The sequence below is a fragment of the Gordonia sp. NPDC127522 genome (genome assembly GCF_042672305.1).
In the GTDB taxonomy this organism is placed as follows: domain Bacteria; phylum Actinomycetota; class Actinomycetes; order Mycobacteriales; family Mycobacteriaceae; genus Gordonia; species Gordonia hongkongensis.
The window spans coordinates 80,847-105,447 of the sequence record NZ_JBHXVK010000011.1; the positions used below are offsets into that span (position 1 = coordinate 80,847).

At 68.9% G+C, this 24,601-nt stretch carries 21 protein-coding genes; 11 read left to right on the forward strand and 10 right to left on the reverse strand.

Annotated elements, in window-relative coordinates:
- The first annotated feature begins 1 nt into the window (after position 1).
- The 5 genes from ACFVHY_RS17030 to ACFVHY_RS17050 are packed head-to-tail and all read left to right on the forward strand — an operon-like array spanning position 2 to position 5,736.
- Positions 2-1,030 carry a patatin-like phospholipase family protein gene (locus tag ACFVHY_RS17030; protein WP_390273951.1) on the forward strand — a complete coding sequence of 343 codons (1,029 nt, stop codon included), beginning with the start codon at positions 2-4 and terminating at the stop codon, positions 1,028-1,030.
- Positions 1,027-2,256: an MFS transporter gene (locus ACFVHY_RS17035; protein WP_058251462.1), complete on the forward strand. Its 1,230-nt coding sequence runs from the start codon at positions 1,027-1,029 to the stop codon at positions 2,254-2,256. Before ACFVHY_RS17030 ends, ACFVHY_RS17035 begins: the two co-directional genes overlap by 4 nt.
- Positions 2,257-2,290: 34 nt before the next feature.
- A complete protein-coding gene (locus tag ACFVHY_RS17040) occupies positions 2,291-3,523 on the forward strand; it encodes an arginine deiminase (protein ID WP_390273953.1) in 1,233 nt (410 codons plus the stop codon).
- Positions 3,524-3,536: 13 nt separating this feature from the next.
- Positions 3,537-3,923 carry a GntR family transcriptional regulator gene (locus ACFVHY_RS17045; protein ID WP_390273956.1) on the forward strand — a complete coding sequence of 129 codons (387 nt, stop codon included), beginning with the start codon at positions 3,537-3,539 and terminating at the stop codon, positions 3,921-3,923.
- Positions 3,924-3,954: 31 nt separating this feature from the next.
- Positions 3,955-5,736, forward strand: a complete 1,782-nt coding sequence (locus tag ACFVHY_RS17050) for a BCCT family transporter (RefSeq protein WP_390273957.1) — start codon at positions 3,955-3,957, stop codon at positions 5,734-5,736.
- A 63-nt stretch (positions 5,737-5,799) separates the two neighbouring features.
- On the opposite strand, the gene ACFVHY_RS17055 is transcribed toward ACFVHY_RS17050, so the two are convergent.
- Complete coding sequence (locus tag ACFVHY_RS17055; RefSeq protein WP_390273959.1) at positions 5,800-7,113, reverse strand: aminotransferase class I/II-fold pyridoxal phosphate-dependent enzyme; 1,314 nt, start codon at positions 7,111-7,113, stop codon at positions 5,800-5,802.
- Positions 7,114-7,204: 91 nt separating this feature from the next.
- Between ACFVHY_RS17055 and ACFVHY_RS17060 the strand changes: the two genes are divergently transcribed.
- Positions 7,205-7,621 (forward strand): DUF5313 domain-containing protein, encoded by a 417-nt coding sequence (locus ACFVHY_RS17060; RefSeq protein ID WP_390273961.1) that lies wholly within the window; start codon positions 7,205-7,207, stop codon positions 7,619-7,621.
- A 24-nt stretch (positions 7,622-7,645) separates the two neighbouring features.
- Here the strand turns inward: ACFVHY_RS17060 and ACFVHY_RS17065 are convergent, their stop codons facing one another.
- Positions 7,646-9,175 (reverse strand): dolichyl-phosphate-mannose--protein mannosyltransferase, encoded by a 1,530-nt coding sequence (locus tag ACFVHY_RS17065; protein ID WP_390274053.1) that lies wholly within the window; start codon positions 9,173-9,175, stop codon positions 7,646-7,648.
- 29 nt (positions 9,176-9,204) lie between these two features.
- Between ACFVHY_RS17065 and rsmI the strand changes: the two genes are divergently transcribed.
- Complete coding sequence (gene rsmI / locus ACFVHY_RS17070; protein WP_390273963.1) at positions 9,205-10,149, forward strand: 16S rRNA (cytidine(1402)-2'-O)-methyltransferase; 945 nt, start codon at positions 9,205-9,207, stop codon at positions 10,147-10,149.
- Here rsmI and ACFVHY_RS17075 read toward each other — a convergent pair.
- The 7 genes from ACFVHY_RS17075 to ACFVHY_RS17105 form a co-directional block, all read right to left on the reverse strand.
- Positions 10,073-11,320 carry a transcriptional regulator gene (locus ACFVHY_RS17075; protein ID WP_390273966.1) on the reverse strand — a complete coding sequence of 416 codons (1,248 nt, stop codon included), beginning with the start codon at positions 11,318-11,320 and terminating at the stop codon, positions 10,073-10,075. The two genes, rsmI and ACFVHY_RS17075, sit on opposite strands and share 77 nt — an antisense overlap.
- Before the next feature lie 29 nt (positions 11,321-11,349).
- Complete coding sequence (locus tag ACFVHY_RS17080; RefSeq protein ID WP_390273967.1) at positions 11,350-12,573, reverse strand: aminodeoxychorismate synthase component I; 1,224 nt, start codon at positions 12,571-12,573, stop codon at positions 11,350-11,352.
- A gap of 15 nt (positions 12,574-12,588) precedes the next feature.
- Positions 12,589-14,163, reverse strand: a complete 1,575-nt coding sequence (gene metG / locus ACFVHY_RS17085; protein ID WP_247451776.1) for a methionine--tRNA ligase — start codon at positions 14,161-14,163, stop codon at positions 12,589-12,591.
- A gap of 158 nt (positions 14,164-14,321) precedes the next feature.
- Positions 14,322-15,311 (reverse strand): HEAT repeat domain-containing protein, encoded by a 990-nt coding sequence (locus ACFVHY_RS17090; protein WP_390273970.1) that lies wholly within the window; start codon positions 15,309-15,311, stop codon positions 14,322-14,324.
- Between the two features lie 2 nt (positions 15,312-15,313).
- Entirely contained in the window at positions 15,314-16,009 is a 696-nt protein-coding gene (locus ACFVHY_RS17095; protein WP_390273972.1) for a HEAT repeat domain-containing protein, read from the reverse strand.
- A 65-nt stretch (positions 16,010-16,074) separates the two neighbouring features.
- Positions 16,075-18,432, reverse strand: a complete 2,358-nt coding sequence (locus ACFVHY_RS17100) for a glycoside hydrolase family 65 protein (protein WP_058251451.1) — start codon at positions 18,430-18,432, stop codon at positions 16,075-16,077.
- Positions 18,429-19,151: an HAD family phosphatase gene (locus ACFVHY_RS17105; RefSeq protein ID WP_058251450.1), complete on the reverse strand. Its 723-nt coding sequence runs from the start codon at positions 19,149-19,151 to the stop codon at positions 18,429-18,431. The genes ACFVHY_RS17100 and ACFVHY_RS17105 overlap by 4 nt, the downstream gene beginning before the upstream one ends.
- 181 nt (positions 19,152-19,332) lie before the next feature.
- Between ACFVHY_RS17105 and ACFVHY_RS17110 the strand changes: the two genes are divergently transcribed.
- From ACFVHY_RS17110 to rsmA, 4 genes are all read left to right on the forward strand, one after another.
- Positions 19,333-20,166, forward strand: coding sequence for a PhzF family phenazine biosynthesis protein (locus ACFVHY_RS17110; protein WP_137808869.1), 834 nt, complete (start codon positions 19,333-19,335; stop codon positions 20,164-20,166).
- A 53-nt stretch (positions 20,167-20,219) separates the two neighbouring features.
- Positions 20,220-21,137 carry a TatD family hydrolase gene (locus ACFVHY_RS17115; RefSeq protein ID WP_390273974.1) on the forward strand — a complete coding sequence of 306 codons (918 nt, stop codon included), beginning with the start codon at positions 20,220-20,222 and terminating at the stop codon, positions 21,135-21,137.
- A 136-nt stretch (positions 21,138-21,273) separates the two neighbouring features.
- Positions 21,274-22,425, forward strand: a complete 1,152-nt coding sequence (locus ACFVHY_RS17120; protein ID WP_390274055.1) for a transglycosylase family protein — start codon at positions 21,274-21,276, stop codon at positions 22,423-22,425.
- Complete coding sequence (rsmA, locus tag ACFVHY_RS17125) at positions 22,389-23,315, forward strand: 16S rRNA (adenine(1518)-N(6)/adenine(1519)-N(6))-dimethyltransferase RsmA (RefSeq protein ID WP_390273976.1); 927 nt, start codon at positions 22,389-22,391, stop codon at positions 23,313-23,315. Before ACFVHY_RS17120 ends, rsmA begins: the two co-directional genes overlap by 37 nt.
- A gap of 262 nt (positions 23,316-23,577) precedes the next feature.
- On the opposite strand, the gene ACFVHY_RS17130 is transcribed toward rsmA, so the two are convergent.
- A complete protein-coding gene (locus tag ACFVHY_RS17130; protein WP_078112216.1) occupies positions 23,578-24,570 on the reverse strand; it encodes an LLM class F420-dependent oxidoreductase in 993 nt (330 codons plus the stop codon).
- Positions 24,571-24,601 lie beyond the last annotated feature (31 nt).

Sequence of the window (24,601 nt, forward strand, 5' to 3'; positions counted from 1 at the left end):
CATGGCTCGACCGTCGCGCGTGGCGCTGGCTCTGGGAAGTGGCGGCGCCCGCGGTTACGCGCACATCGGGGTGATCGCCGAACTCGAGGCGCGGGGGTTCGAGATCGTCACCGTCGCCGGCTCGTCGATGGGTGCTCTCGTCGGCGGGCTGTACTGCGCGCGGAAACTCGACGACTACGTGGACTGGATCTCGGGTCTGTCCCAGCTCGACGTCGTCCGGCTGCTCGACGTCTCGCTGACCAAGCCGGGCGTCATCGGGGCCGAGCGCATCCTGCTGCGGGTGCGGGAGATCCTCGGGGACACCGCGATCGAGGACCTGCCCGTCCCGTTCACCGCGGTCGCCACCGATCTGAACGCCGGCCGCGCGGTCTGGTTCCAGCGCGGTGTCCTCGCCGACGCCCTGCGTGCGTCGATCGCGATCCCGGGCGTCATCAGCCCGCACGAGCACGGTGGGCGGCTGCTGGCCGACGGCGGGATCCTCGACCCGCTGCCGGTGGCACCCACCTCGACGGTGCCCAGCGATGTGACCATCGGCGTCATCATCGGTTCCGACGGCGGCCCGGAAGCGGGCGCCACGCGCGAACAGAAGGCCAGGGGACTGCTGCGACGCAACGTGGCGCCGATCCTCGACAACGAGTTCATCCGCGCGGTGCGTGACCGGCTCGGCCACGAGATGCCCTCGGGGGAGGCCGAGGCGTCCGATGCGGCGGTGGCCGCGACCGGTGGCGGTGCCGTCGCGGTCGATGCCGCGGCCGAGCCCGGCTCCGTCCCGGCCGCCGAGCAGACGGCGCCCGTGCTCGGCGTCGACGAACCGGCCCGGATGGGACGCGTGGAGGTGCTGAGCCGGTCGCTCGACATCATGCAGGAGGCCCTGACCCGCTACCAGGTCGCCGGCTATCCGCCCGACGTGCTGATCCGGGTACCTCGCCGGACGGTCCGCACGCTCGACTTCCACAAGGCCTCGGAGATGATCGAGCTCGGCCGGACCCTCACCGCGCGGGCCCTCGACGACCTCCCCGAGCTGCCATGAGGCAGATCCCCCGCGGCATCTGGGTGCTGCTGTCGGCGAACGTCGTCATCGCACTCGGATACGGGTTCATCGCGCCCGCGCTGCCGACCTTCGCCCGCACCTTCAACGTCTCGTTCACCGCCGCGACCGCGGTCATCTCGGCGTTCGCGGTGATGCGCCTGGCGTTCGCGCCCGCAACGGGACGGTTGGTCACCGTCTTCGGCGAGCGGCGCATCTACCTGACCGGTCTGCTGATCGTCGCGGCCAGCACTCTGGCGTGCGCGTTCGCCCAGTCCTACTGGCAGCTGCTGATCTTCCGCGGTCTCGGCGGCATCGGGTCGACGATGTTCAGCATCTCGGCGATGGCCTTGCTGATCCGTATGGCGCCGAGCGACATTCGCGGTCGCGTGTCGGGCTTCTTCTCGGCGGGGTTCCTCATCGGCAGCATCACCGGTCCGCTCATCGGGGCGGCGCTGGTCGGCTTCGGACTCCGGGTCCCGTTCGTGGTGTACGCGGTCGCGCTGCTCGTCGCGTCGACGGTGGTGGCGACCCAGTTGCGGGAGGTGATCGCACCGGATCAGGCCGACGGCCCGACGGGCGGGCTGATCGGTTTCCGTACCGCCCTGCGCGACAGCGCCTACCGGGCGATCCTCGCGTCCAACTTCACCCAGGGCTGGGCGTCGATGGGGGTCCGGGTCGCGGTGGTGCCGCTGTTCATCACCGAGAGTCTCGGTGCCGGAGCGGGAATGGCGGGAATCGTGCTGGCGATCTACGCCGCGGGCAACGTACTGGCGATCCTGATCGCGGGCCGTCTGTCGGACCGGTTCGGACGGCGGCCCATCATGCTGCCCGGACTCGTCATCACCGTCGTCGCCACCATCGCGCTCGGGTTCTCGCCGAACGTGGGCGTCGCACTGGCGTTGTCGGTGGTCGCCGGGGTGGGCTCGGGACTGTTCGCACCCACCCATCAAGCCGCTCTCGCCGATGTCCTCGGCAACCGTCAGCAAGGCGGTTCGGCGTTGGCGGCCTATGGCATGTCGTCGGACCTCGGTGCCGTCACCGGTCCGGTGATCGTGGGATTCGTCGCCGATCGGGTCGGCTTCGGGCCGGCGTTCGTGCTGACCGGGGTGGTGGCCGCGGTGGCGCTGGTCCTGTGGATCTTCGCGCGTGAGACCGCGCCGGTGATCGTGGGCGACGGTCCGACGATGACTCCGACCGACACGAAGGCCCGCGCAGACGATGAGTGATGTGCGCGGGCGGACGACGAATTACGGTTGAGCGATGACCGCGCCCGCCTACGACTACGCCCTCGGCGCCGACTCGGAGGTCGGCACCCTGCGAGCGGTCATGCTGCACCGCCCGGGCGACGAGTTGCGCCGGCTCACCCCGCGTAACAGCGACCAGCTCCTGTTCGACGGGCTGCCGTGGGTCGGGCGTGCGCAGGAGGAGCACGACGCCTTCGCAGAGGTGCTGCGCGAGCGGGGAATCGACGTCTATCTCCTCGGTGACCTGCTCGCCGAGACCGTCGCGCACAGCGGTGCGGCCCGCATCCAGGGCATCGCCGCGGCGGTGAGCGCGCGGCGGCTGGGCACACACCTCGCGGAAGATCTCGCGACCCATCTGCGGGGGTTGTCGCCGACCGACCTCGCGTACGTGCTGACGGCCGGCATGACGTTCGACGAGCTGCCGATCACACCCTCTGCCGAGCGGTCCTCGCTCGTGCGTCGGATGCACCACGGACCCGAGTTCGCGATCGAACCGCTGCCGAATCTGCTGTTCACCCGCGACAGTTCGTTCTGGATCGGCGGCCGGTTCGCGATCACCTCGCTCGCGCTTCCCGCCCGCGCGCGGGAGACGTCACTGACTGATCTCATCTACGCCCACCACCCGCGATTCACCGGGGCGCGGCGGGCCTACGAATCGCAGGTCGCGCCCATCGAAGGCGGTGACGTGCTGTTGCTCGCCGCCGGTGTGGTGGCCGTCGGGGTCGGCGAACGGACGACGCCCGCCGGGGCGGAAGCACTGGCGCGCAGTCTGTTCGACGACCACCTGGCGCACACAGTGCTGGCGGTGCCGATCGAGCAGTCGCGCGCCTTCATGCACCTCGACACCGTCTGCACGATGGTCGACACCGACGCCGTGGTGATGTATCCCAACATCCGCGACACCATGTCCGCATTCACCCTCGTGCACGACGCCGCGACCGACGCGGTCCGGATCACCGGGGAGCGGCCTTTCGTCGACGCCGCCGCCGAGGCGATGGGCATCACCAAACTGCGTGTCATCGACACCGGGCTCGATCCGGTGACAGCCGAGCGGGAGCAGTGGGACGACGGCAACAACACCCTCGCCCTCGCACCCGGGGTGGTGGTGTCCTACAACCGGAACGTGGAGACCAACCGGCGACTCCGGGATTCCGGCATCGAGGTCATCGAGATCGAGGGTCGGGAACTGGGATCGGGCCGCGGTGGGCCGCGGTGCATGTCGTGTCCGTTGGCCCGTGATCCCCGGTGAGGAGGAGTATCCGGTGACCCCCGACACCCCGGTGGCGCTCGATTCACTGCAGATCGACCCGGCCTCCGACCGGCCGCCCTTCGAGCAAGTACGAGTCGGCATCATCGAGCTCATCGAGTCCGGCGAACTGCTCAGCGGCGAGCGTCTGCCGACGGTCCGGGCGCTCGCCTCGCGGCTCGGCGTGGCCGCCAACACGGTCGCGCGGAGCTATCGGGAACTCGAGGCGGCCGGCGTCATCGAGACCCGCGGGCGGCAGGGCTCGTTCATCAAGGCGGGTCGCCACGATGCGCTCGACGCGGGTTTCGCGGCTGCGAAGCAGTATGTCAAAAACGCTCGCGAGCTGGGCCTGGACGATCCCGTGATCGTTGAGATACTCAACCGTGCGCTCGGGCGAACTTGAATACCTGAACCGAGATTGATTGGCTTGACGAATGACAAGTGAACAGGATGTGATCACCGGGCGTCCGAAGCAGACACTGGACCCGGTGGTATTCACGGTCACCGCGGTACTGGTCATCGCGTTCGTGATCTGGGGGATCGGGGACAAGGAGAGTCTCAACACGACGACCACCGAGGTGCTGGGTTGGATCACCAAGAACCTCGGCTGGCTGTTCATCCTCTCCGCCACTGGCTTCGTGATCTTCGCGGTGTTCCTCGCCGTGTCCAAGTACGGCCGGATTCCGCTCGGCCGCACCGGGGAGAAGCCGCAGTTCCGCACCGTGAGCTGGATCGCGATGATGTTCAGTGCCGGCATGGGCATCGGCCTCATGTTCTTCGGTGCCTACGAGCCGCTCTACCACTTCGCCAGTCCGCCACCGGAGATCGGCTCCGACGACATCCGCGCGGCCATGGCGACAACCATGTTCCACTGGGGCTTCCACCCGTGGGCCATGTACGCGGTCGTCGGGCTGGCGCTGGCCTACAGCACGTACCGGCTGGGCCGGACCCAGTTGATGAGTGCGGTGTTCACCCGGCTCCTCGGACCGCGGGTGGCCAACGGCCCGGGCGGGAAGATCATCGACATCCTCGCGATCTTCGCGACGCTGTTCGGGACGGTGGCATCACTCGGCCTCGGCGCGCTGCAGATCGGATCGGGACTCGACACCCTCGGTTGGGTCAACGAGCCGACGAAGATGCTGCTGGTCGCGATCATCGCCATACTCACCGCCGCGTTCGTCGCGTCGGCCGTGTCGGGGATCGCGCGCGGCATCCAGTGGCTGTCCAACATCAACATGGTGCTCGCCATCGTGCTGGCTCTGTTCGTGTTCGTCGTCGGACCGACGATCTTCATCCTGAACCTGCTGCCGACGACCCTCGGCGCCTACTTCACCGATCTGACGAGCTTCGCAGCCCGCTCGGACGCCACGATCATGACCGAGGAGGGTCATCAGTGGCTGGCGGACTGGACGATCTTCTACTGGGCGTGGTGGGTGTCCTGGACCCCGTTCGTGGGTCTGTTCCTCGCGAAGATCAGCCGCGGCCGCACCATCCGCGAGTTCGTGATCGGTGTGATGGTGGTACCCACGACGGTCTCGCTGGTCTGGTTCTGCGTCTTCGGCGGTACCGCGATCCATCAGGACATCGAGGGCACCCTGGCGTTCGATCCGGCCACTGCGGCCAGTGAGAGCACGCTGTTCGACGTGCTCGCCCACCTGCCGTGGACCGGGGTGGCCTCGGCGCTGGTGATGATCCTGGTCGGCATCTTCTTCGTCTCCGGCGCCGACTCCGCGTCCCTCGTGATGGGCACTCTCTCGCAGCGCGGCGTCGAACACCCGTCGCGTCCCCTCACCGTGTTCTGGGGTGTGCTGACCGGTGTCGTGGCTGCGCTGCTGCTGGCCATCAGCGGCGACGACGCCCTCGACGGCATCAAGACGATGGCGATCATCGCCGCGTTGCCGTTCGTCGTGGTGATGATCGGCATGTGTCTGTCGCTCTATCTCGACCTCCGACACGATCCGCTGATCGTCTCCCGCCACGTGCTGACCGCTCAGGTCGACGAGCATGTCCGGGAACAGGCCAACGCCATCGCGACCGGCGAGCTCGAGGCGATCGATGCCGACGCGATACGACACCTCGAGAAGATCGACCCCGACTACGTCGACCAGGCGAACGGATCGGCGCCCGCCGAGCCGACGGTAGACCCGGCGCCGGACGACGAGCCTCGGGACAAGGGCACTCACGGCACCGACCGGTTGACCGGACCGGCGGTGTGACAACCCCCACCGGGGTCGGCAACCGATCCCGGTGGGTGAGCCCGTCGTCGGGTCGGTGGGTCCTCAGCCCTGTCCGACCGCCCCGGCGAGCGCTGTGCCGAAGGTCTTCGCGGTCGCCCGGTCGAGCCGGGAGGTGGTGACGCGCAGACCATTTCGCTGCTCGGCGCCGTCGACGGCGAAGACCGTCCCGGGTTGCACGGCCCACCCCAGGCGCGCCAGTTCGACGCCGACCCGCTCCGCGGGCACCTCGGGCGGGAGATCGACCCACACGTTGATCCCGTCGGGCGGTCCCATGGTCGACGCCACCCCCCGGGCATCGAGCACGTCGATGAGAAGTCGTGTGCGACGGGCATATTCGAGGCGTGCGGTGGCGATCAGCGCGGTCGTCGCCGGATCGGTGAGCAGATGCGCCGCGGTGGTCTGCAGCAGGTGGCTGACCCAGGGGCGGCCGGAACGCAGCCGGGCGTCGAGCGCGGCGGCCGTCGTCGGGTCGGCATCGACGAGCGCGACCCGCAGATCCGGACCCAGGAATTTCGCGACGGACCGGACGACCGCCCAGTGTCGGCTGTTGTCCGGGATCACCCGCTGATAGTCGCGAACCGACAGGAGTGAGAAGTGGTCGTCTTCGATGACGAGCACCTCGGGGTATCGCTCGAGAACCGTGCGTAGTTCATCGGCACGAGCCGCGGAGAGGGCGATCCCGCCGGGGTTGTGACCACGGCAGGTGACGATGACCGCTCTTGCGCCCGCTCCGAGCGCCCGCGCCAGATGATCGGGCCGCATGCCGTGCTCGTCCAATTCCATTGGTAGCGCCCGATAACCGTTGACTCGGATCGTGCCGACGCTGGCGAGGAAGCACGGATTCTCCACTGCGACGCAGTCGCCGCGGACGAGGTGGGTGTTCAGCAGCCGTTCCATCGCGTCGACGGCTCCATGGGTCGCGATGAGTTCCCCCCGCTGTGGGTGCTGACCGAACAGAACCGACGCCGCCTCCCGCAGTGCCGGCGCCACCGCGGCGGTTCCGTACATCGTCGGTCGGTAGGGGGCCGCGGCGATCGCGGCGCGCAGGTCGGGCAGGAGATCGGGATCGGGATTGCCGTCGGCGAGGTCGATGGTGTCCGCCGGGGCGGCGAGTTCACTGCCGGGGTGGAGCCGGTCGGCGACCACCGTTCCGCCCCGGCCGCGGGTGTCCGCGGCGCCCACCGAGACGAGCTGCCGGTACGCAGCGGCCACGGTGTTGCGGTTGACTCCCAGCTCGGCTGCGAGTTCACGGATCGGCGGCAAGGAGTCGCCCGGTCGCAGACGACCGGAGACGATGGCGTCTCGCACGCTCTGGACGATGGCCTGCACCGTCTGCCCGGTGATCACGACGCTCACCAGAACCTCCCTGCTGATCAAGATCACGGTCTTTTGTCCTAGGACAAATGCTACGGTGGTCGCACGGCACCGAGATCAGGAGTTGTGCGCCATGAACCGAAATCCCGAATCCGCCCGTCCGACCTGGGGTCGCCAGGTCGCCTACTGGTACGGCGGGCGACTGCCCGCCTCGATGACGGAGTGGGTCGGCAACGACCTCGCCGGTCCCGGTGCGTCCGTGCGGATGGTCGCCCGGTGGTCGATACCGTGCATCCTGCTCCTGCTGCCGATGTTGTTCGTCCCCGCCCCGTGGGGAGTGCGGATCACCATGACGATGCCGATCCTGCTGTCGTACCTGTTCTTCTCCATCGCCCTGAACCGGGTCTACCGTCGCTACCGACTGGTCCAGCACGGACTGGACCCCGAGCTCGTCAACGCCGTCGATCGTGTGAAGAACGCTGACCTGTACGCCGAGTACCACCGGAAATACCGCGGCGAGAACGGCCGGCCGGTGTCCGTCTCCCGGTAGGGGACCAGGCCGCGTCACGGTTGCTCAGCCCCAGCTCGGCAGCCAGATCTGCTGCCGCCACAGGCCGGGCGAGATCGGGGAAGCGGTGAGGATCGGCCACAACCACACGAAGTTGGTGACGACCAGACCCACGTAGATCGCCACCACCATGATCGCGAGGGCCCGACGCTCGGGCCGGGCGCGGGCGGTCGCCGCGGCCGAACGCAGCAGGTCGCCGCAGCACAGCGCGAGGCCCATCACCAGGAACGGCGCCAGCACGGTCGCGTAGAAGAAGTACATCTGCCGGTCCAGGGCGAGGAACCACGGCAGGATCCCGGCGAGGTAGCCGACCAGGACCGCCGCGTACCGCCAGTCACGCCGCACGATCCACGACCACAGTCCCCACAGCAGCATCGGCAAGGCCAGCCACCAGAGAGCCGGTGACCCGATCAGCATCTGCGCGCGCACGCACTCGCCCGCGCCGCACTGGTCGGGACCGTTCTCGAGCGCGTAGAGCATGGGGCGCAGGCTCATCGGCCACGTCCACGGCTTGGACTCCCACGGATGCTGGTTGCCCGCCGAATTGGTCAGCCCCGAATGGAATTCGAGGATTCCCGACTCGTAGTACCACAGCGATCGCCAGGCGCCCGGGACCCAGGCGAACGGTCCGTCGGAGCCGATCGTGTTGCCCACCTGATAGCGGTAGACGGCCGTCTCGCTGTTGAACCAGGGCAGGTAGGTCAGGAAGTAGATGACGACCGGCATCACCGCGAGGCTCGCGCCGCTCGGCACGACGTCGCGCACCAGGGTGCCCACCCAGGGGCGCTGCACGTGGTACGCCCGGCGGGCGGCGACGTCGAAGCCGATCGCCAGTGCGGTGAAGAAGATGACGTAGTAGATGCCCGACCACTTGGTGCCGCAGTTGAGCCCCAGCATCACGCCGGCGACGAACCGGTACCACCGGAAGCCGAGGCGCGGCCCGAAGGGACTGTCGGCGATGCGGCCCTCGCGGTACACGCGGTCCATACGCGCCCGGACCTGGTCGCGGTCGGCGACGAGCGCGGCGAAGGTGGCCACGATGAACAGCGTCTGGAAGATGTCGAGCATGCCCATCCGCGACTGCACGAACAGCACGCCGTCGCAGATCGCGAACACACCCGCGATCGCTCCGACGAGCGTCGAACGCGTGAGCCGCCGAACCGCACAGTAGATCAACACGACGATGAGGACGCCCGAGATGGCCGGTGCGACGCGCCATCCGAGCGGGCCGTAACCGAAGACCGCCTCCGAGGCGGCCAGCATCCACTTGCCGACCGGCGGATGCACGACGAGGCCGTACGCCGGGTTGTCCTCGATCCAGTTGCCGCCGGTCAGCACCTGCCAGCCCTGCGGGACGTAGTGCTTCTCGTCGAAGACCGGTGTGCCCTTGTCGGTGGGGTGGGTCAGGGCCCAGAAGCGGGTGATGGTGGCCAGCAATGCGATGACCACGCCGACGAGGAGTCCACGCCCGCGGTCGGGGGCACCGAAGAGCGGTGCGGGCACGTCCGGGCCCAGGCGAGGTGGCACCCGATCGATCCTAGTGGTCCCTCGTAAGCTGGCTGTCGATGAACGCCGCCCAGTCCGACTCGCCCCAGCTCGACGACGATACGACAGTGTCTCCTGACGCCACCGGGGGCGCCGATCCCGGTCCCGGTCACTCGTCGGACGCGCGCGGCCGGCTGGTGTTGGCGGCCACCCCGATGGGACAGGTCGACGACGCCTCGCCGCGTCTGCGTGCGGCGCTGCGGACCGCGGACATCGTCGCCGCCGAGGACACCCGTCGCGCCCGTGCGCTGGCCGCGGCGCTCGATGTCGAGATCGGCGGACGGTTGGTCAGCTATTACGACCAGGTCGAGGCCGCTCGGACGCCGGGTCTCGTCAGCGCGATCGCCGAGGGGCAGACCGTACTGGTCATCACCGACGCCGGGATGCCGTCGGTCAGCGATCCCGGGTACCGCGTCGTCGTGGCATGCGCGGACGCGGGACTACCGGTCACGGCACTGCCCGGGCCGTCGGCGGTGACGACGGCCCTCGCGGTGTCGGCCCTGCCCTCCGAGCGGTTCTGTTTCGAGGGGTTCGCTCCCCGCAAGCCCGGCGCACGGGCCGCGTGGCTGCGTGAACTGGTGTCCCAGCCCCGGACCGCGGTCTTCTTCGAATCACCGCACCGGCTCGCCGACACGCTGGCGGCCGCGGCCGAGATCCTCGGTCCGGACCGTCGCGCGGCGGTGTGTCGTGAGATGACCAAGACCTACGAGGAGGTCCGGCGCGGCGGACTCGCCGAACTCGCGGAATGGGCGAGTGGGGGCGTCCGCGGCGAGATCACCGTCGTGATCGCGGGTGCGGTCGCGGCCGAACCCGACATCGACGACCTCGCCGATCGAGCGGAGGAACTCGTGGCCGGCGGCATGCGCCTCAAAGACGCCTGCGCCGCGGTCACGCAGGGTTCCGGTGCCTCTCGACGCGACGTCTACCAGCAGGTGCTCGAAAGACGTCGAGCTGATCCGGGCTGACGCGCAACTCCACCCGCGGCGCGAGGCGGTAGGGGCGGCTCGAGACGAGCGCGCCGACCACCCGGCGCAGCCGTGACAGTTCGGCGCGCACGCTCACCGTGTGGCCGTCGTCGCCGAAGAGCAGCTGGCTCAACCGCTGTGAGGTGAGGCCCTGCTCGCCGGCGTCGGCGAGCAACAGCAGGATCTGGGCGTGGCGACGGGTCAGGACGGTGCGCCACGGTTCACCGTCGCCGGTCACCGTGACCGTCGGCTCACCGTCGAGGGAGAGCTCGGCCAGGACCGGGCCGGACGGACCCGCCGGACGCACCAGCCATCCGCGGCCGAGACGTTCGACCACACAGATCCCCAGTCCCGGCACGAACTGACGCATGTCGTCCGTCGGGACCGCGACGCGCACGGGCGGGGTGCAGCCGCGTCCTTCGGCCACCCACCCGTCGTCGTCGATGAGCAGTCCCGGTCCGTGCAGGCCGGCCAACTGCGCCTGGCCGGAGAACCGGAGTTCGGCGAGCTCTCGCTGGTGGGCGAGGGTGATCTCGTGTTCGCCGAGTGCGGCCAGCGCGGAGGTGAATGCCGATGCCGCCGGCTGCATCTCCATGGCCGGGCCCGCCAGGCCGGCGATGGCGATCATGTCCCCGGTGCGGTGGTCGTGCACCGGCACCGCGGTGCAGAACAGTCCGTGCAGCGAACTGTAGTAGTGCTCGGCGCCGAACAGCCGGGTCGGGCGCTGGAGATGGACCGCGAGGCCCACGGCCGTGGTCGCGGTGGAGTTCTCGTCCCAGCGGCTGCCCTCGACGAGGTCGAGTCGATCGGCCTCCGGGAGAACGGACGCGGAACCTCCCCGCCACAGCAGCACGCCGTCCGCGTCGAACACGCCCAGGGTCATCGACGCGTCGTCCGCGGACTGGGCGAACAGACGCTGCAGCGGCTGCACCGCGTCCCGCAGCGGGTGCGTGGCCCGGCGCGTCTCGAGTTCGTCGTCGGAGATGTGGCCCGGATTGTGCGTGTCGACGGTGGACCGGTGTCGACCCGACCGGACACGGCCCCATGATTCGACGACATCCCCCGGGACCTCGGCACGTGGGGTGCCGCCGGACATGAAGGCATCGTGGTCACGGCGCAGATCACGATCGAGCACCGCGAGATCGGTGGACGACCGGATGGGCACAGTCATGGCGGAATCGTACCCAAAGCGGCACTCGATCATGCCGATCCGCGCGACCCCACGATGCTCGCGGCCTTGTCGAGGCACTCCTGCCATTCCCGAGCCGGGTCGGAATCGATGGTGATCCCACCGCCGACACCGAGGGCGATGGCCCCGTCGGGTGCGATCTCCACGGTCCGGATGGCGACGTTGAGATCGAGGGCGCGGTCGGGTCCGGCCATGCCGATGGCGCCGCAGTACACGCCGCGGGCATCGGCCTCCCAGTCGTCGAGCAACTCCATCGCCCGCAGCTTCGGGGTGCCGGTGACCGACGCCGGCGGGAACGTCGCCGCGAGAACGGCGTCGTTGCCCGTGCCCGGTGCCACGATGGCCTCCACCCGCGAGACGAGGTGCCAGACGCCGGGGGCGGGCACGACCGACAGGAGCTCGGGTACCCGCACGCTGCCGGTCACCGCGATGCGTCCCAGATCGTTGCGGACCAGGTCGACGATCATGATGTTCTCGGCGATGTCCTTGGCCGACGCCGCCAACGCGTCGGGGTCGGCGTGCGCGGGCAGGGTGCCCTTGATCGGCGACGACGTGATGATGTTGCCGGTCCGGCGCAGGAACGTCTCCGGCGACAGGCTCGCCACTGTTCCCCAGTCTCCTTGTAGGAAAGCGGCTTTCGCCGGTGCGGTGGCGCCCGCGAGTTCGGTGAAGAAGTCGACGGGGTCGCCGCTGAGCGTGCCGGTGAAACGGGTGCACACACAGGCCTGGTAGACCTCGCCGTCCCGGATCGCGTCGAGACACCTCTCGATGGCGGCGAGGTGCGGAACCCGCTCCGGGGCATGCCATTCCGTCGTCGACGGTGGGGTGGTGGCGCTCGGCCGGGCCGAGGAACGGTCGCCGGCGGCACGGACGGTCGCCGTCGCCCAGTCGGGGATGCCGGTCCCGACGGACTCCCATCGGCCGTCGCGGAGCACGAGCACGCCGTCGGTGTGCCCGCCGACGTTCGCGGGCAACGGCGCCTCGTCCGGCCGCACCGGGAACCCGAGGTAGCCGAACCAGAACCGGTCGGGATCGTCGGGTGGGAGGCAGCCGGGCGTCAGTGCGACCGACGGTGCGATGACCGCGTCGGCGTCGTACCAGTCACCGATCAGCGCGGCCGGCGGCGGCAGGCGACGGGCGGCGGTCTCGGCGTGCAGGGCGCGGAGCACGTCGAGCGCAGGCGCTGCCGCGACCGGGCCGGGCAACGCGGATCCCACCCCGTTCGACGCGACCATACGGAGTGTGCGAGGTCAGTTCTCGTATCGCGGGAACACCGGAGTCGGCTTCGGCAGCACGGTTCCGGGTTCCAGCCGGCTCGCGACCGCGGTGAACTGACGATCGACGTCGGCGACGAGCAGATCGAGGATCTTGTTGGACGACTCCGGCATGACCGGCTGGCTCAGGAGTGCGACGATGCGCACGACCTCGGCGCAGACATAGAGAACCGTGCCGGTGCGCTCGAGATCGGTCTTGGCCAGCTTCCACGGTTCCTGTGCCGAGATGTACCGGTTGGTCTCGGCCAGCGTCGCCCACAGGGTCTCCAGCGCCAGGTGGATGGCCTGGTTGTCGATGTGGGCCCGCACGGCGTCGAGCAGGGAGTCGGCACGCGCGAGGAGCGCGGTGTCGACGTCGGTCAGTTCGCCCGGTGCCGGCAGGGTGCCGTCGAAGTACTTGCCGATCATCGACAAGGTGCGCTGGGTCAGGTTGCCGAACTCGTTGGCGAGGTCGGCGTTGATGCGCGACACGATCGCCTCGGCGGAGTACGAACCGTCCTGTCCGTAGGACACCTCGCGGAGAAAGAAGAACCGCACCGGGTCGAGCCCGAACTCGTCGATGAGGTTCTCCGGGTCGACGACGTTGCCGACCGACTTGCTCATCTTCTCGCCCTTGTTGAACAGGAATCCGTGCGCGAACACCCGCTTCGGCAGTTCGACGCCGGCGCTCATCAGGAACGCGGGCCAGTAGACACAGTGGAACCGGATGATGTCCTTGCCGATGATGTGCAGGTCGGCCGGCCAGAAGCGTGCGAAGGCGTCCGGGTCGTCGACGAATCCGACGCCCGTCAGGTAGTTGGTCAGGGCGTCGACCCACACGTACATGACGTGTTCGGGATGGCCGGGCACCGGGACGCCCCAATCGAAGGTCGTGCGCGACACCGACAGATCGGTGAGACCGCCCTTGACGAAACTGATGACCTCGTTGCGCCGGACGTCGGGGCCGACGAAGTCCGGCTGGGACTCGTAGAGCTCCAACAGTTTGTCCTGGTATGCCGAGAGCCGGAAGAAGTAGGTCTCCTCCTCGGTCCAGGTGAGCACGTGTCCGGTGTCGGTCGCGACGCGGTCGCCGGACTCGTCGACCCGGGTGTCCGCCTCGGCGTAGAAGGTCTCGTCCCGGACGTCGTACCAGCCCGAGTACTTGTCCAGGTAGATGTCGCCGCGGTCGCTCATCCGCTTCCACAGTTCCTCCGACGCCCGCTTGTGGTCCTCGTCGGAGGTGCGGATGAAGCGCTCGAAGCTGGACCCGAGGCGTTCTTGCAGGGCCTGGAATCGGTCGGAGTTCCGCTTGGCCAGCTCCGCGGTGGGGATGCCCTCCGCAGCGGCTGTCTGCTGCATCTTCTGCCCGTGGACGTCGGTACCGGTCAAGAACCGGACGTCGAAACCGTCGAGCCGCTTGAACCGCGCGAGTGCGTCCGCGGAGATGTACTCGTAGGCGTGCCCGATGTGCGGAGCGCCGTTGGGGTAGGCGATCGCGGTGGTGATGTAGTACGGGCGTCCGCCGCCGTGGGACGCGCCGGACGGATCAGGGCTGGTCAGATCGGGTGCCATAGTGCCCAACAGACTACCGACCGCGCGCGACCGGACCCAATTCCGGTCCGGCCGATTCGGTCGATTCACACCCACCCCTTTTCGGTGAACCCACCGCCCTGTGTGTGGACGTGGGTTTACCGAAATGGGGTGGGTTTGCGGCTCATGAAACCTGACGCTCAGTCCACCGGCCGCTGGTCCAGAATCACGACCGCTGTCCTGGCGACCATGTCGTCGGCATCATGGATGTACACCTGTAGCGCCGAAGTCGATGCGGTACCGGGGATTTCGGCGAGCGCCTGCACCAGCCTCGATCGGACGGCCGCGTCCGGGTCGGCGCCAAGGCGGTCGACGAGCAGGTCGACGATCCGTTCTCGGTGTGCCTCGTGGCCGGCGAGGATCTCGGCGGCCTCGACGTCCCGGTCGCCGGCTGCGATGAGCTCGACCAGTGCATCGACCGCAGCGGCGACGCCGCGACGCCCGAGGGTCAGGGCGGCGATGCGTCGGACCACGGTGTCGGGGTCGTCGAGGAGTCCGCGCAACACCGAGGCGACCTCCGGGGTCTCGTCGACGGCGGCGAGGGCGGTGACCGCTCGGCGTCGGATCGACGGGTCGGGGTCCGACGCGCCGGTGGCGAGACGCTCGACGCCGCCCGGCCGCTGCGCGAGGGCCCAACGCAGCGCGCCGGCGACGTTGGGATCGGTCTCGGCCAGCACCGCGTCGGCCAGCGAATCCCCGGACACGCCCACCTTTCCGGCGAGCAGTGCGGCCTGCTGACGAAGGGCCGCATGCTCGGACTGGACCGCACGGAGGAGGCCGATCACGCCCAGCACCGACGACCAGTCCGAGGGGCCCGTCGCCCGGACATGTTGCAGGCGCTCGAGGAGCTGCGCGTCGGCGGCCATCCTCGCCTTCGTGTCGTCGACGAGCCGGTCCATGAGCGAGTCCGGCGCGAACTCCGGGTCGTCGAGCGCGAGTCCCACCTCCCGCAGCGACAGTCCGAGCGAGCGGAGACTCTCGACGTGCATCAGCCGTTCGAGGTCGGCGTCGGAGTATTCGCGATAACCGCCCGACGTCCGGCCCGTGGGCCGGACGAGGCCGAGCGAGTCATAGTGGCGCAGCATCCGGTTGCTCAGACCGGTATGCCGCGCCACCTCGCCGATCAGCACCGCTACGTACCGTCCTCTGGCCCGATCGCCGACGAATCCTCAGCCGCGGCATCGCTGTTCACCAACCGTGTCGCGTACTCCAACGCAGCGGCGAAGTCGCTGTCCGGGTCGTCGATCAACCGCTCGGTGGCGGCCACGTGTGCCCGTACCGTCAGATCACCGCGCTTCTTCGCGGCCTGCAATGGTCCGGTGGCGAAGCCTCCGAGCCCGGCCAGGGCACGGCTGAGACTCCGCTGTACGTCCGTGCTCCCACGACCGAGTTCGCCGGCCAGTTCGTTCGCGAGCCAGGTCTCCCGCCCGGACGGGACCAGGCCGACGGCGGTCCGCCACGCGGCGCGCGCCACCTCGTCGTCCGTGTCGTGCAGGAGCGCGAGGGTGATCGACGTCCACGCCGATCGATCCCCGATCTTCGACAGGGTGTGCAGGGCCTGGGCTCGCGCCTGTGGGGACGCCGACCCCAGCTCGGTCACGAGTCCGGGAACCGTGAGATCGGCGGGCAACCGCGTGAGGGCCCAGGTCAGCATGTCCCGCACGAAGAAATCCGGCTCGACGCCGCAGCGTCGGATCAGCTCCCCGGCGTAGCCGGGATGGGGGTTGCTGCCCGCCGCCATCGCGGCACGCAGCCTCGTCGAGGCGTCGTCGGCGGCGAGCGCCGCCAGCAGGGCAGGGTCGGGCGCGTGGGTTGTCTGGTCGGTCATCGTCGACCACCTCCTTCGCCACCCATCTGAGCGCTTGACACAGTGAGAAGGTCAAGCGCTGAGATCTAGATCTCCCGGCGATACGGTTCGCACCCCGGCGGGGCCTTCGGTGGTTCGCGGTATTCCAGTTCCGGAATGTGCATGGTCATCGGCGCGGATTCGAGCGTGAACTTCTCGCCGTGGTGCGCCAGGTCGATCGGCGGACCCGACAACAACCGGTACGTCGCATTGTCCTTGTCGACGGCCACCACGATCTTCGAGTCCCGGATGATCATGCGGAAGGACATGTAGGTCAACCGCTTCGGCAGCCGCGGTGCGAACGTGATGTTCCCGCCGAAGTCGCGCATACCGCCGAAACCCGCCACGCAGTCGGTCCAGGCACCGGCGAGAGCCGCGATGTGCAGGCCACTGCTGACGTTGTTGTGCAGGTCGTGCAGGTCGGTGAACACGGACTCGGCGAGCAGGTCGTAGGCGAGATCGGGGTAACCGACCTCGGCGGCGGTGACCGCCTCGCAGCAGGCCGACAGCGACGAGTCACGAACGGTCAGTGGGTAGTAGTAGTCGAAGTTGCGCAGCTTCTGCTCGGGCGTGAAGGCGTCGCCGAACAGGTAGGTCGCGAAGACCAGGTCGGCCTGCTTGACCACCTGCTTGCGGTAGAGGTCGTAGTACGGGTAGTTCAACAGCAGCGGATAGCGTCCCACCGAGGACTCGAAGTCCCAGGCGCCCAACAACGTGAACGACTCACACTGCTGGTGCACGCCGAGCGCATCGTCGAAGGGGATCGTCATGTCGTCGGCGCACGCTTCCCAGTGCGCCGCCTCGGCGGTCGTGACCCCGAACTGCTCGGCGAGATCCGGACGGCGATGCACCGCCGCCACGGCGTCGCGGAGATTCTGTTGCGCCGCCAGGTTGGTGAAGGTGTTGTTGTTCACGACGGCGGTGTACTCGTCGGGACCGGTGACCCCGTCGATGCGGAACTTGCCGTTCACATCGTGGTGCCCGAGACCGGCGAACAGTCGGGCGGTCTCGACGAGAAGTTCGACGCCGCATTCGGTTTCGAACTGCTCGTCGTTGGTGGCCCGCAGGTAGCGTGCGGTGGCGTTGGCGATGTCGGCGGAGACGTGGACGCCCGCGGTGCCCGCGGGCCAGTACCCCGAACACTCGTCGCCGTTGATCGAGCGCCACGGGAACATGGCCCCGCGTTGCCCCAGTTCGGCGGCCCGGGACTTCGCCTTGTCCATGGTGGAGTGGCGCCATCGCAATTCCTCGCCGGCGGCGGCGGGCACGGTGTAGGTGAGCATCGGGAGGATGAAACTCTCGGTGTCCCAGAAGGTGTGACCGTCGTAGCCGGGGCCGGTGAGACCCTTGGCCGGGATCGCGCGGGACTGACCGCGCGCGCCGGCCTGCAGGACATGGAACAACGCGAAGCGAACCGCCTGCTGCAGTTCGGGATCGCCGTCGAGTTCGACGTCGGCGTCGCGCCAGAAGTCCTCGAGGTACCGGACCTGGTCGGCCTTGAGCGAATCCCAACCGGTCTCCATCGCCATCGCGAGGGCCGCGTCGACCTGGGCGCGCAGCGCCGGCACCGAGCGTCGGGCCGACCAGCCGTACCCCATGTACTTGGTGAGGGTGAGACTCTTGCCCTTCGGCACGTTGGCCGCGATGGTGAGCCGGGCCAGGTCGCCGTCGGCGCGGATGAAGGTGTCGGCCTTGTCGGGGAAATAGATCTCGTGGTCCATGCCGGCCGCCATGTGCAGGCCGGACTTCTTGGTGTGGTGGACCAGCATGCCCCAGTAGTTGCGGCAGGTGGCGAGGTCGGAGACCAGCGGGGCGTCGAGCGCCGCCGCCAGACGCGGGTCGTTGCCCGGTGCCGGAACCGGCTCGTTGGCCAGGAGATCGGACTGCAGAACGAGTTTCATGTCCTCGTCGACCGGCTCGACCTCGTACCGGATCGCGGCGATCGTGCGTTTGGTGAAGGACACGAGGCGTTCGGACTTGATGCGGACCTTCCGGCCGGTGGGTGAGGTCCACACCGTGTGACGACGCAGGGTGCCGGTCCGGAAGTCCAGCGTCCGCTCGTGCTCCTCGGTACGCCCGTACCGAAGGTCCATCGGCTCGTCCTCGACCAGCAGCCGGATGATCTTGCCGTCGGTCACGTTGACGACGGTCTGTCCGGATTCGGGATATCCGTAGCCGCTCTCGGCATAGGGCAGGCCGCGCAGCTCGTAGAAGCCGTTGAGGTACGTGCCGGGATGATCGACCGGCTCACCCTCTTCGAAGGACCCGCGTAAACCGATGTGCCCGTTGGACAGTGCGAAGAGCGTCTCGGTTCGGCCCAGCATGTCCAGATCGACGCCGCCGCGCCACTTCAGCTGCCACGGATGGATCTCGAAGCCGAAGTCGTGGCCGTGCTCGGCGGTCATGCGGGGAGCAATTCGACGAGGTCGTTCACGACGATGTCGGCGCCGGCGGCACGCATCGCCTCGGCCTGGCCGCCACCGACCCGGTCGATGCCGACGACGTAGCCGAAGGCTCCCGCGCTGCCGGCCGCGATGCCGGAGATGGCGTCTTCGAAGACGACCGCCGCGGCCGGCTCGACGCCCATCAGTTCGGCGCCCAGGAGGAACGAGTCGGGTGCGGGTTTGCCCTTCAGGCCTTTCGACACGATGTCGAGTCCGTCCACCCGGACCTCGACGAATTTCGACAGGTCTGCCGCATCCAGCACTGCTGCTCCGTTCTTCGAGGAGGTCACCACGGCGATCCGGAGACCGGCGTCGCGCGCCGCCTCGAGATATCGCACGGACCCCGGATAGGCCTGCCCGCCGTCCTCGGCCAGGCTGACCAGGAACATGTCGTTCTTCCCGTCTCCGATCGCGGTCACGGTCTGCGCGTCGACATCGTCGATTCCGCGAGAGGCGAGGAAGGCCCGGACGCCGTCCTCACGGGGACGTCCGTCGACGTAGTCCAGATAGTCCTGATCGGTGAACTCGACGAAATCGGCGTGGTCTGCGCCGCCCGCACGGGCGGCGAGAAAGGCGTCGAACGCCTTCTTCCACGCCTTGCGGTGCAGCACCGCGGTCTCGGTGAGAACCCCGTCGAGGTCGAACAGTGCGACGGTGATCGAATCTGGCAATCCCAACACGCTTCGCCACGCTACCCGTCCCGGGCGACTCCGGCGCGATTTGCGTGGCCACCCCGGGCGTTTTCTGCCGGCCGCGGGCGCGCGATCCCACCTGACGTGCCGGGCCGCGGCTCCGCACGGGATGTCTCGTAGCCCGAAAAACCTTTGACCGGGCGACAACTGGAGGTGAGACGATGGTCCGATGACTCGACGATTCGCTCAGATCGATGTGTTCTCCGCTACCGGTACCGGTGGGAACCCGGTTGCCGTGGTGCTCGATGCCACCGACATCCCCGACGACCGGATGGCCGCGTTCGCGCGCTGGACGAACCTGTCGGAGACGACCTTCGTGCTGCCGCCGACCGACCCTGCCGCCGATTACCGTCTGCGCATCTTCACCCCGGACGGCGAGTTGCCGTTCGCCGGGCATCCCACCCTCGGCTCGGCACATGCCTGGCTGACGACGGGCGGCCGGCCTGCGGGGGAGGACATCGTGCAGGAGTGCGGCGTCGGCCTGGTGCGACTGCGGCGCACTGGTGCACGGCTGGCCTTCGCGGCGCCGCCGTTGCGGCGGTCCGGACCCGTCGACGCCGCCGTCGTCACCGAGGTCGCCGCGGCGCTGCGGGTCGACACGGCCGAGGTCCGCGCGGCCGAGTGGGTCGACAACGGGCCGGAATGGATGGTGTTGCAACTCGAATCGGGCGAGCGGGTGCTCGAGGTGACCCCGGACATCCCTGCCCTCGGCGATCACAAGGTCGGGTTGTTCGGGCGGTACGGCTCGGGAGACGGAGAGGTCTTCGGCGAGGTGCGCGCGTTCGTGCCGGGCATCGGGGTCCCCGAGGACCCGGTGACGGGCAGTCTCAACGCCGGCATCGCCATGTGGTTGCGGGCCACCGGGCAGGCGCCGGCGTCCTACGTCGCCGCGCAGGGTGCGGCGCTCGGTCGGGCCGGCCGCATCCACGTCCACGACGACGGCGAGCACATCTGGATCGGCGGCGACACGACGACGGTGATCGAGGGGACCGTGACGCTCTAGCGATGTCGGGACCGCACCGGATGGTGTCGACGCGCTGTGCCAAGGTGGGTGCCATGACCGACGCCCCGGGTGCCGCGGACAAGGCTGATGCCGAGACCGGCGGCGGCGAGACCCTGAGCAACAAGGCCGCCAAGAAGCGACGTCGCCGCGAACCGCCACCGGACCCGGCGCCGCTGCCCGGCCTCGTCGACGCGCACACCCACCTCGCTGCATGCGGCGGACGCGACGCCGAGACGGTCCGCGCGATCTGCGACCACGCGCAGGGCGTCGGCGTCGGCCATGTGGTCACCGTCGCCGACGACATGGTCGATGCACGGTGGGCGGTCGCCGCCGCGGAGTGGGACGATCGCGTCTACGCGGCGGTGGCCCTGCACCCGATGCATGCCGGCGATCTGACCGACGAGACCGCCGCCGAGCTCGAGCGGATGGTGCGTCACCCGCGAGTCGTCGCGGTGGGCGAGACCGGGCTCGACTACTTCTGGCCCGGGAAGTCCGACGACTGTGCGTCGCCCGAGGTGCAGCACGAGACGTTCCGCTGGCACATCGACCTCGCGAAGCGGGTCGGCAAGCCGCTGATGATCCACAACCGCGAGGCCGACCGGGACCTACTCGACGTCCTGGCCGCGGAGGGCGCCCCGGAATCCGTGATCATGCACTGCTTCTCCGGTGACCGAAATGTTGCACGCGAATGTGTCGAGCGTGGGTTCATGCTCAGTTTCGCCGGCACTGTGAGCTTCGCCAACGCCGATGAGCTCCGGGTCGCGGCCGAGCTGGTCCCCGACGACCAGATCCTCGTCGAGACCGACGCGCCGTTCCTGACCCCGCATCCCTACCGTGGCCAGCCCAATCAGTCCTATTGTCTGCCGTACACAGCCCGGGCCCTCGCGGCCGTGCGTGGCGTGGCGGACGAGGAGATGGCTCGCATCCTCGGGGCGAACGCGCGGCGCGTCTACGGCATCCCTTTGCCATAATCTGGCCGGTTCGTTATCGTACTGTGATCCAGCTGGCCGACGTGCTGATCCACTCGGCCGGCGTGGTGCCAGTGTTGCCTATCAGGATGTCGTGCCCTTGTCTTCTCTGCCCAACCCAGAGCTGCAAAACCCCGGACTGTCGAACCCGGAGCCGTCCGCTCCGACATCGTCGGGTTCGGTGTTCGCCAAGATCAACGGCTCGAAGTCGTTGCGTGTCCGCGTCGCCGTCGGCGCCGTGTGCGCCACCGTCGCGGCCGGCGGGGTCATGGGCGTCAGCATGCACAAGAACGTCGCGATCGACGTGGACGGCGACATCCGGCACGTGTCCACCATGGCGATGTCCGTCGAGAGTCTCCTCGAGTCGGAGGGGCTGGCGCCCGCCGACGGTGACAAGGTGAGCCCGGCACCCGACTCGGGCTTCGGCGACGGCCAGACCATCAAGGTCAACAAGCTCAAGGAACTCACCCTCGACATCGAGGGCAAGCGCGAGACCATCGTCACCAACGCCTCGACCGTGGACCAGCTGATGGCCGAACGCGGACTGACCCACGCCGCCGAGGAGACCGCCTTCGGCGAGGAACTGCCGGTCGACGGCGGTCAGATCGAGGTCGCGCTGCCCAAGCCGGTGAACCTCGTCGACGGACCGGCCCGCAAGCGCCCGACCGTCGCCGCGCACACCGTGAAGGATCTGCTCGAGTCGCTCGGCACCCCGCTGGGCGCCGAAGACAAGGTCAACCCGGCCGCCGACACCAAGATCACCCCGAACCTCAAGATCGTCGTCACCCGGATCAAGACCGAGGACGTCACGCTCACCGAACCGGTCGCCCCGCCGGAGGTCAAGAAAGAGGACCCGACCCTCGTCCGCGACCGCAAGGTCGTCGAGAAGAAGGGCACGCCCGGCGAGGCGCGTGTCACCTACAAGGTGACCACCGTGAACGGCCGAGTCGTCAAGCGCGACAAGCTGACCAGCGAGGTGCTCAGCGAGCCCGTCGCGGCCACCGTTCGCATCGGCACCAAGCCGGGTGCGCCGTTCGTGCCGCCGGGATCGGTGTGGGACGCGCTCGCCGCGTGCGAGGCGACCGGCAACTGGGCGATCAACACCGGCAACGGCTTCTACGGCGGCGTCCAGTTCGACCAGAACACCTGGGAACGCTGGGGTGGACTCGAATACGCGCCGCGCGCCGACCTCGCCACCCGCGAAGAGCAGATCGCCATCGCGAAGAAGACCCAGGCGGTCCAGGGCTGGGGCGCATGGCCGTCCTGCTCGTCCAAGCTGGGCCTGCGCTGATCAGCGACTCGACAGCGGGTTCACCCGACGGCGCGCCCGACGAGGCTCCGCGTCTCCTCGGGCCGGCACAGATCAGGGAGCTCGCGGCGGAGGTCGGCGTCCGGCCGACCAAGACTCTCGGACAGAACTTCGTCCACGACGCGAACACCGTGCGAAGGATCGTCGCGGCATCGGGGGTCGGGCCCGAGGACACCGTCCTCGAGGTCGGTCCGGGCTTGGGCTCACTGACCCTCGCGCTCCTCGGGACAGCGGGCAGGGTCGTGGCCATCGAGATCGATCCGGTGCTCGCAGAACGTCTTCCGGCGACGATCGCGGAGTATGCCCCCAGTCGGCAGGGCAACTTCGAGGTCATCCTCGCCGACGCGCTGCAGGTGACGCGCGACGACCTGCCGGTGGTCCCCACCGCGCTGGTCGCGAACCTGCCGTACAACGTGTCGGTGCCGGTCCTGTTGCACCTGCTCGGACTCTTCCCGGAAATCACCACCGCCCTCGTGATGGTGCAGGCAGAGGTCGCCGACCGCCTCGCCGCCGGCCCGGGCAGCCGCACCTACGGGGTGCCGAGCGTCAAGGCGCGCTACCACGGTCGCGTGAGCCGGGCCGGTGCGGTGGGGCGCAACGTGTTCTGGCCCGAACCCAAGGTCGAGTCGGGTCTCGTCCGCATCGAACGAACCGACGACCACTCGACCGATCCCGTTGTGCGGCAACAGGTGTTCGCCGCGATCGACGCCGCATTCGCCCAGCGACGCAAGACGATGCGATCGGCGCTGGCCGGCTGGGCCGGTTCGGCGGCCGAGGCCGAACGCCGGCTCCGTGAGGCCGGTATCGATCCGGGTGTGCGGGGCGAGACGCTCGACGTCGACGACTTCGTCCGCCTCGCGGAGACCTCCTGATCGGAGTCGACAGCCCGGTCAGCTCCGCTCGTTGATCCGAAGGAGCGACCTCACCCCTGCTTCCTAATCCGAGGAATCGCACAACCCCTGCTCCCTGAGGTGTGAGGAGCGCAAGCGACGAGCCACGAAGCGTCCCGCGGCAATAGGTGACGAAGACCCTTCGTGACGCGCCCTCTGCAAGCTCCGGGCGCTCCCAGGGAGCGATGGGGGTCGCTTCTTTCGGATCAGGGAGCGGGGGACGGGCGAACTCGATCTGCAGTCCTCAGTTCGACGCGGCGCGCAGTTTCTCCAGTAGCTCGGGAGCGGCGTCGCGCAGGAACGCGTCCTGGGTGTCGCCCCCGATCTGCACCAGCGCGATGTCGGTGAACCCCGCCTCCCAGAAGGGTTTCACCGCCTCGACGATCTGGTCGAGGTCCGGGCCGCAGGGGATGTTGCCCGCGACGTCGTCCGGCGTGACGAACTGCGTCGCAGCGGCGAAGCCCGCGGTGGTGCGCAGGTCGGCGTTGACATCCCACCCGCCGGCGAACCACCGGAACTGATCGTGGGCGCGCTCGATCGCCTTGTCGCGGTCGGGATCCCAGCTGATGGGGATCTGCCCGATCGCGCGGGACCGCTGCCCGTCGACGGTCGGCGTCGACGAATGTTCGTTCCAGGCCTTGATGAAGTCGGCGTCGGGTTCGACGGCGATCAGGTGGTCGGCGAGTGGCCCGAACGTCTCGATACCCGCGTTGCCCGCCACCGCGACGCCGATCGGGACGGGCTGGTCGGGCAGATCCCAGATCCGGGCGGCGTCGACCTGGAAGAACTCGCCGCGGAAGTCGACGAGCTCACCGGTGTGCAGTGTGCGGATGATCTCGATCGCCTCGGCGAGCATGTCCTGGCGGTCGGCGACCGAGGGCCAGCCCTCGCCGACGACGTGCTCGTTCAGGTTCTCGCCCGAGCCGAGGCCCAGAGTGAAGCGACCGTCGGCGAGGATCTGCAGCGTCGCAGCCTTCTGCGCGATGATCGCCGGGTGGTAGCGGATCGTCGGGCACGTCACGTAGGTCATCAGGTCGACCCGCTCGGTCGCGTGGGCCACGGCTCCCAGGACCGTCCACGCGTACGGGGCGTGTCCCTGGGCCGAGAGCCACGGGAAGTAGTGGTCGCTCGACACCTCGAAGTCGAAGCCGGCGTCTTCGGCGCCGACGGCATACCGCACCAGCTCTTTCGGGCCTGCCTGCTCGGTCATCAGGGTGTAGCCGAAACGTGTTGCCATGGAGGTCTCCTCTGCGAGATGGGTCGCTTCG